At 48.2% G+C, this 7,723-nt stretch carries 8 protein-coding genes; all 8 read left to right on the forward strand.

What is annotated here, in order from left to right:
• Positions 1-545 (forward strand): histidinol dehydrogenase (locus VIM87_RS02510; RefSeq protein WP_331995443.1); only part of this gene is annotated, 545 nt, incomplete at its 5' end.
• A 94-nt stretch (positions 546-639) separates the two neighbouring features.
• Positions 640-1,707, forward strand: coding sequence for a histidinol-phosphate transaminase (gene hisC, locus VIM87_RS02515; protein ID WP_331995444.1), 1,068 nt, complete (start codon positions 640-642; stop codon positions 1,705-1,707).
• A gap of 17 nt (positions 1,708-1,724) precedes the next feature.
• Positions 1,725-2,861 (forward strand): bifunctional histidinol-phosphatase/imidazoleglycerol-phosphate dehydratase HisB, encoded by a 1,137-nt coding sequence (hisB, locus tag VIM87_RS02520; RefSeq protein ID WP_331995445.1) that lies wholly within the window; start codon positions 1,725-1,727, stop codon positions 2,859-2,861.
• Positions 2,862-3,276: 415 nt separating this feature from the next.
• Entirely contained in the window at positions 3,277-4,686 is a 1,410-nt protein-coding gene (locus VIM87_RS02525; protein WP_331995446.1) for an anthranilate synthase component I family protein, read from the forward strand.
• A 5-nt stretch (positions 4,687-4,691) separates the two neighbouring features.
• Positions 4,692-5,261 (forward strand): aminodeoxychorismate/anthranilate synthase component II, encoded by a 570-nt coding sequence (locus VIM87_RS02530; protein ID WP_331995449.1) that lies wholly within the window; start codon positions 4,692-4,694, stop codon positions 5,259-5,261.
• Positions 5,262-5,348: 87 nt separating this feature from the next.
• Complete coding sequence (gene trpD / locus VIM87_RS02535) at positions 5,349-6,341, forward strand: anthranilate phosphoribosyltransferase (RefSeq protein ID WP_331995447.1); 993 nt, start codon at positions 5,349-5,351, stop codon at positions 6,339-6,341.
• 96 nt (positions 6,342-6,437) lie between these two features.
• Positions 6,438-7,244 (forward strand): indole-3-glycerol phosphate synthase TrpC, encoded by an 807-nt coding sequence (trpC, locus tag VIM87_RS02540; protein ID WP_331995448.1) that lies wholly within the window; start codon positions 6,438-6,440, stop codon positions 7,242-7,244.
• A 121-nt stretch (positions 7,245-7,365) separates the two neighbouring features.
• On the forward strand, positions 7,366-7,723 hold a 358-nt coding region (locus tag VIM87_RS02545; RefSeq protein WP_414649570.1), incomplete at its 3' end, for a phosphoribosylanthranilate isomerase.

Below are 7,723 nucleotides of genomic sequence, written 5' to 3' on the forward strand. Positions count from 1 at the left end.
CTTTTGTGGCTGCAGATCTTTTATCGCAGGCGGAGCATGGTCCGGATAGCCAGGTGCTGTTAGTGAGCACCAGCGCCGATGTTATTAAGCAGGTGCAGCAGGAAGTAGAGAAACAGCTGGCCGAGCTGCCCCGCCGCAGCATAGCCACGCAGGCGCTGCAACACAGCCGTTTGGTGCTGGTAAAAGATATGGATATTGCCATGGAGCTGTTGAATGCCTATGCACCGGAACACCTGATCATTGCCTGTAAAGATGATATTACGCTGGCAGACGGTGTGGTGAATGCAGGTTCCGTTTTCCTGGGCAATTACTCGCCGGAAAGCGCCGGTGATTATGCCTCCGGCACCAATCATACCCTGCCCACCAATGGTTATGCCCGCGCATACAGCGGCGTATCGCTGGATAGTTTTGTGAAAAAAGTAACCTTCCAGCGTCTTACACAGGAAGGTTTGCAGAATATAGGCAACACCATCGCCGTAATGGCAGCCGCAGAAGGGCTGGATGCCCATAAACGGGCTGTTACCATCCGCTTAATTAATAATTAAAAATGAATAATTAACAATCGTAGTGCCGGCACTTCCTTGTACAATTATTCTCCGTGATTATTAATTCTTAATTATTCATTATTAATTCTCTTTTATGTTCGATCTGAATAAATTATTGCGCAATAATATCCGGCAGTTGGTGCCCTACTCCTCTGCCCGTGATGAGTTCAAGGGTGAGGCCCGCATTTTCCTGGATGCGAACGAGAACAGCTTTGGCTCCCCGCTGCCAACAGATTACAACCGCTACCCCGATCCCATGCAGTGGAAGCTGAAATACAAGCTGGCCGACATTAAAGGCGTACCACCCCAGCATATTTTTATAGGCAATGGCAGCGATGAGGTGATAGATGTGCTGTACCGCGCCTTATGCAATCCCGGGGTGGATAATGTGATCCTTTGTCCGCCTACCTATGGCATGTACGAAGTAAGCGCGCACATTAATGATGTAGTGATCCGGCAGGTAAGCCTTACTGAAGATTTTCAGCTGGATATGCCTGCGCTGCAGCAGGCCATAGATGAGAACACAAAGCTGATCTTTGTTTGCTCGCCCAACAACCCTACCGCCAACTCTATTAACCGTGAGGATATTGAGCTGCTGCTGAATAATTTTGAAGGCGTCCTGGTAGTGGATGAAGCCTATATTAACTTTGCCCGTCAGAAAACATTTATCCAGGAGCTTACAGAATACCCGAACCTGGTGGTAATGCAAACCCTTTCCAAAGCATGGGGCCTGGCTGCATTACGTGTGGGGATGGCTTTTGCCAGTGAAGACATTATACAGGTGATGAACAAGATAAAACCGCCGTATAACATTAGCCAGGCAGCACAGGAGCTGGCATTGCAGGCCCTGGAAAATATAGCGCAGGTAAATGAGTGGATCCGGGAAACCGTGATTGAAAGGGACAGGCTGGCAGCCTCACTGGAAAAGCTGCCGCTGGTAGTAAAAGTATATCCCAGCGATGCAAATTTTATACTCGCTAAAACCATTGATGCCAAAGCCATTTATCAATACCTGGTAACGCTGGGCATTGTAGTGCGCGACCGTTCCCGGGTGGAGCTATGTGCCGGCTGCCTTCGTATTACCGTAGGCACACCGGACGAGAATGAAAAGTTAATAGCAGCATTAGCGGATTATAAAATTGAAGTAGGAAGTATTAAGTAAGTCAAAACATCATTTGCATGAAGCGTGTACTTTTTATAGATCGTGATGGTACCCTTATCAAAGAAGTACCGCCCACTTACCAGATAGATAGCCTGGAGAAAATAGAATACTATCCCAAAGTATTCACCTACATGGTGAAAATAGCCACCGAGCTGGATTACGAGCTGGTAATGGTCACCAACCAGGATGGTATGGGAACGGAATCTTTCCCGGAAGCGCATTTCTGGTTAGTGCAGAACAAGATCATACAGGCCTTTGAGAACGAAGGGGTGGTATTTAAAGCCATACATGTAGACCGTACTTTTCCGCATGAGAATGCGCCTACCCGTAAACCGGGTATTGGGATGCTTACCCAGTATTTTTCTGCCGATTATGACCTGGCTAACTCTTTTGTGATAGGCGACCGTATCACCGATGTACAGTTAGCCAAGAACCTGGGCGCCAAAGCCATCTGGATGAATGAAGGCACCGGCCTGGGAAGCGCGGAAATAAAGGATGCCGCTGCTGCTTTACAGCCGGTAATAGCCCTGGAATCAACCGACTGGGCAAAGATCTATGAGTTCCTGAAGCTGGGCTTAAGGACCGTTACACATACCCGTACTACCAAGGAAACCGATATCAGCATTTCCCTGAACCTGGATGGTAAAGGGCAGGCGCATATTGAAACCGGCCTGGGTTTCTTTGATCATATGTTGGAGCAGATTGCCCGCCATGGCAACATTGACCTTACCATTAAGGCCAAAGGCGACCTGCATATAGATGAGCATCATACCATCGAAGATACCGGCCTGGCGCTGGGAGAGGCCATGGCTCAGGCCCTGGCCGATAAGCGGGGCATGGAGCGTTACGGTTTTTGCCTGCCCATGGACGATTGCCTGGCACAGGTAGCCATTGACTTTGGCGGCCGTAACTGGCTGGTTTGGGATGCTAAGTTTAACCGGGAGAAGATAGGGGAGATGCCTACGGAAATGTTCTTCCACTTCTTTAAGTCCTTTTCAGATGCTGCCAGGTGCAACCTGAACATTAAGGCAGAGGGAGAGAATGAGCATCATAAGATAGAAGCCATCTTTAAAGCCTTTGCCAAAGCTATTAAGATGGCTGTGCGCCGCGATCCGTCTAATTTACAGCTGCCCAGTACCAAGGGGGTGCTTTGAGCATAAAGCAGAAAGGATAAAGCAGAAAGCTGAAAGTTTTCCGGCGGGAAGTTCCTTAAGCACCGGACAGCCGGCATTTGGCCTCAAAAGGTAAGCAGCTTTGTGCTTTCGGCTTTGCGCTTTCGGCTAAAAAGAAGGTAAGCCGCTTTATGCTTTCAGCTTTGCGCTTTCCGCTAAAAAAAATTTGCATTTTCTAAAAAAACTACCCATATTTGCTCCCGTAATGAAACAGAACGTAACATACAAGCATTGGTGGTGGCACGGAATCATATCCTGATCTGTGTTACAGTGCCATAATTTGTATGAACAAATATATTCAGAAGGCTCGCTGTTACACAGCGGGCCTTCTGGCTTTTAGGCAAAGGAGGTAAGCCATCTTACTTCATCCTTCCGACTTCAAAAATCTCAATAATACATGCGTACCATTCAAGTAAGAACGAGATCCAAACAAATGCTGGCAGATGTGTACACCCCGGTGGGCATTTATCTGCGCCTGCGCGATAAGTTCCCCGGCACAGTGCTGCTGGAAAGTACGGACTACCGCGCCAGTGAGAACAGCTTTTCCTTTATCTGTGTAAAGCCCATAGCCGGTATTGAAGTTACCTCTACCTCCAATTTTGAGTTCAAGTATCCCAACCTGCCGGTAGAACGTAAGCAGCTGAAGAATAAAGAAAGCGTGCTGGATGAGCTGCAGCAGTTCTTAAACCAGTTCAGCTTCTCCGGCCAGGTACCTTTACCCGTGGTACGCAGCCTGTTCGGATACACCACTTTTGATGCGGTACAGTTCTTTGAAACCATTGAATTTAATAAGCAGAAACCCAATGGCAACACCATTCCGTTGATGCGTTACCGTTTTTACCAGTACGTAATAGCCATTAACCATTTTAAAGATGAGCTGTACCTCTGTGAGCACCAGGTAGATGGCCTGGACAGTGAGTTTGAGCTGATAGAATCCCTCATCAGGCATAAAGATGTGCCCACCTACGGTTTTACGGCGGTAGGCAATGAAGAAAGCAACATGACGGATGCGGAGTATATGCAGATGGTAGAGCAGGGCAAACAGCACTGTTTCCGGGGCGATGTGTTCCAGGTAGTGCTGTCGCGGGCCTTCCAGCAACGTTATAATGGTGATGAGTTTAATGTATACCGCGCCCTCCGCTCCATCAATCCTTCCCCTTATCTCTTTTACTTCGATTACGGTGATTATAAGCTGATGGGTTCCTCGCCCGAAGCGCAGCTGGTCATCAAAGACAATAAAGCCACCATTCACCCGATAGCAGGCACTTTCCGCAGAACCGGCGATGATGAGCAGGACCAGCAGCTGGCCGATAAGTTATTGCTGGACCCTAAGGAAAATGCAGAACATGTAATGCTGGTAGACCTGGCCCGTAATGACCTGAGCCGCCATGCCAGCAATGTGGAAGTAGAATCTTACCGTAAGATCCAGTTCTACTCGCATGTGATACACCTGGTAAGTGAGGTGGTAGGCAAGATCCAGCCGCATGTAAATCCTTTTTCCCTGCTGGCAGCCACCTTCCCGGCCGGTACCTTAAGCGGGGCGCCCAAATACAGGGCTATGGAGATCATTGACCAGTATGAGCCAACTGCCCGCGGCTTTTACGGCGGCTGTATCGGCGCGGTAAGCTTTAACGGCGATTTTAACCACGCTATTATGATCCGCTCCATGCTCAGCAAGTCCAATACGCTGTATTACCAGGCCGGCGCCGGTGTGGTAGCCAAATCCGTAGCCTCCTCAGAGCTGGAAGAAGTGAGCAATAAACTGAATGCATTAAAACAGGCCATATTGCTGGCCCAAAAAATATAAGTGTGATGAACATACTGGTATTCGATAACTACGATTCTTTTACCTATAACCTGGTACACCTGGTTGAGAAGATCATTAACGGCAAGGTGAAGGTATTTCGCAATGATGAAATACCCCTGGAGCAGATCAACGGATTTGATAAGATCATTTTATCACCCGGCCCCGGCATACCGGAAGAAGCAGGTTTGTTATTACCGCTTATTAAAGAGTACGCCCCTGCGAAATCCATCTTTGGCGTATGCCTGGGCCAGCAGGCCATAGGACAGGCTTTTGGTGCAAACCTTATTAACCTGAAAGAAGTATACCATGGCGTAGCTACCCCGGTGAACATTGTATCCCGCGAGGGACGTCTGTTTAAGGAGCTGCCCGATGAGCTGGAAGTAGGCCGTTATCACTCCTGGGTGGTAGATGAAAAAACATTACCTGCCGAACTAACTGTTACTGCGCGTGATGAGCATGGGTATATTATGGGGCTGCAGCATAATAAGTATGATGTAAGCGGGGTGCAGTTTCACCCGGAAAGCGTGCTGACGCCGCATGGCGAAAAGATCTTACGGAACTGGCTGCAAATGTAACGGGTGCCACACCTTTAACGTGTGCCACACCTCAAAGGTGTGGCACACATAGAACAGCAAATTCTAACCGCTATTACCTGATACATCATGAAAAAAATACTCAACTACCTTTTTGAACATAAAACATTTACCCGGGAGGCTGCAAAGGATATCCTGATCAGCATTTCCAAAGGCATGTATAATGAGAGCGAGCTGGCCGCCTTTATGACGGTGTTCCTGATGCGCAGCATTACCATCAATGAGCTGCTGGGTTTCCGCGATGCCTTGCTGGAGCTGTGCATACCTGTAAAGCTGGATGATTATGATGTGCTGGATATTGTAGGCACCGGCGGCGATGCCAAGAACACGTTCAATATCTCAACGCTATCGTGTTTTATTGTAGCCGGCGCAGGCGCTAAAGTAGCCAAACATGGTAACTATGGCGTATCCTCGATAAGCGGGGCCTCTAACCTCATGGAAACAGCCGGTTATAAATTTAAGAATGATGAAGCTAAATTGCGGGCGGAAATAGAGGAAGCAGGCGTTTGTTTCCTGCATGCGCCGCTGTTTCACCCGGCACTGAAAAATGTAGCCGGTATCCGCCGCCAGCTGGGCATCCGTACATTCTTTAACATGCTGGGGCCACTGGTGAACCCGGCTTTTGCCAAACACCAGCTCATAGGCGTGTACAGCCTGGAAATGGCGCGGGTATATAACTACCTGTTCCAGCAAACAGATAAGCAGTATGCCATTGTACACAGCATGGATGGTTATGATGAGATATCGCTCACCAGCGATGCCCGCATTATTACCAACAAAGGTGAGCAGGACTGGACGCCGGAACAGCTGGGCCGCCGCAGGGTGCACCCCGAAGATATTTACGGCGGCAACTCCGTAGAAGATGCTGCCAAGATCTTTATGAAGATCTTAAAAGGAGAAGGCAGCTGGGCGCAAAATTCCGTAGTGCTGGCCAATTCCGCTATGGGCCTGTATTGTATGGGTAAGTATGAAAACTATACGGATTGTTTTCAGGCAGCAGTTACTTCCCTGGAATCCGGCGCCGCACATAATGCATTTAAGAAATTGATCGATATGCAATGATCTGATTTTAGATATACGATTTACGATTTTAGATTTAGGGGAAGGTCTTCAAAAAGCAGCATTCAAATCTAAAAGCGTAAATCTAAAATCGTAAATATGAATAATATTTTAACTGAAATAGTAGCGCATAAAAAGATAGAGGTTGCGGCCCGCAAACAGCAGCGCAGCGTAGCAGAGCTGGAGCAGGCGCCTGCATTCAAACGTACGCCGTTATCACTGCGCCGGTTCTTACAGGATCCTGCCAAAACCGGTATCATTGCGGAGTTCAAACGCCGCTCGCCCTCCAAGGGATTGATCAACGGGGAGGTGACCGTACAGGATATTACCACGGCATATACCCGCTACGGCGCCTCCGGCCTTTCCGTATTAACAGATGAGAAATTCTTTGGCGGCACGGCCGATGATCTGCAGCAGGCGCGGGCAGCCAATAACATACCCATTCTGCGTAAGGATTTTATGATCGATGAATACCAGATCATAGAAGCAAAGGCAATAGGCGCAGATGTGATCTTACTGATCGCAGAATGTTTAACAGCCGCGGAAGTAGCGCAGCTGGCTGCCTTTGCAAACAACCTGGGGCTGGAAGTGTTGCTGGAAGTGCATAGCGAATCGCAGTTGGAAAAAGTAAGTGAGCATGTGCACCTGGTGGGCGTGAATAATCGTGACCTTACCACTTTTAAAGTAGACTTTAACCGCTCCTGCGAGCTGGCGCCTAAGATACCGGCCGGTAAGCTGAAGGTAGCGGAAAGCGGCATCAATGATCCCGCGGCTATTATAACCTTGAAGCAGGCCGGTTTTGAAGGTTTCCTGATCGGCGAGCATTTTATGCGGCAGGACGATCCTGCCAGGGCCTTTGAGCAATTTGCAGCCGCTATTAAGAGCGGAGAAAATGTAAAATCATAAATACTAAATGTAAAATGTAAAAGTGGAATGCAGCGAATTGGTTAAAGAGGTTTTGTACCTCCATCAACTTTTACATTTGAAATTTTACATTTATCATTTTACATTCTTAAAATCATAATTAATGGAACTCAACATAAAAGTATGCGGCATTACCCGGGAACAGGACCTGCAAGCCCTGGTACAGTATAGTGTGAACTATGCCGGTTTTATCTTTTATGAAAGATCGCCCCGTTTGGTAACAGGTAAGCTGGATGCAGCCACAGTACGCAGCACCACCGGTATAAAAAAGGCAGGTGTGTTTGTAAATGAAGATCTGCAGGCCGTACAACAACTGGTAGCAGATTACGGGCTGGATATGGTTCAGCTGCATGGTAATGAAACACCGGAATATTGCGCGGCCATCAGGAAAGTAGTGCCGGTAGTAAAAGCTTTTCGTATAGGGGAGCAGGTGAGCTGGCAGGAGCTGGCGCCCTTTATAC

The organism is Chitinophaga sp. (assembly GCF_036569125.1).
Lineage (GTDB): Bacteria > Bacteroidota > Bacteroidia > Chitinophagales > Chitinophagaceae > Chitinophaga.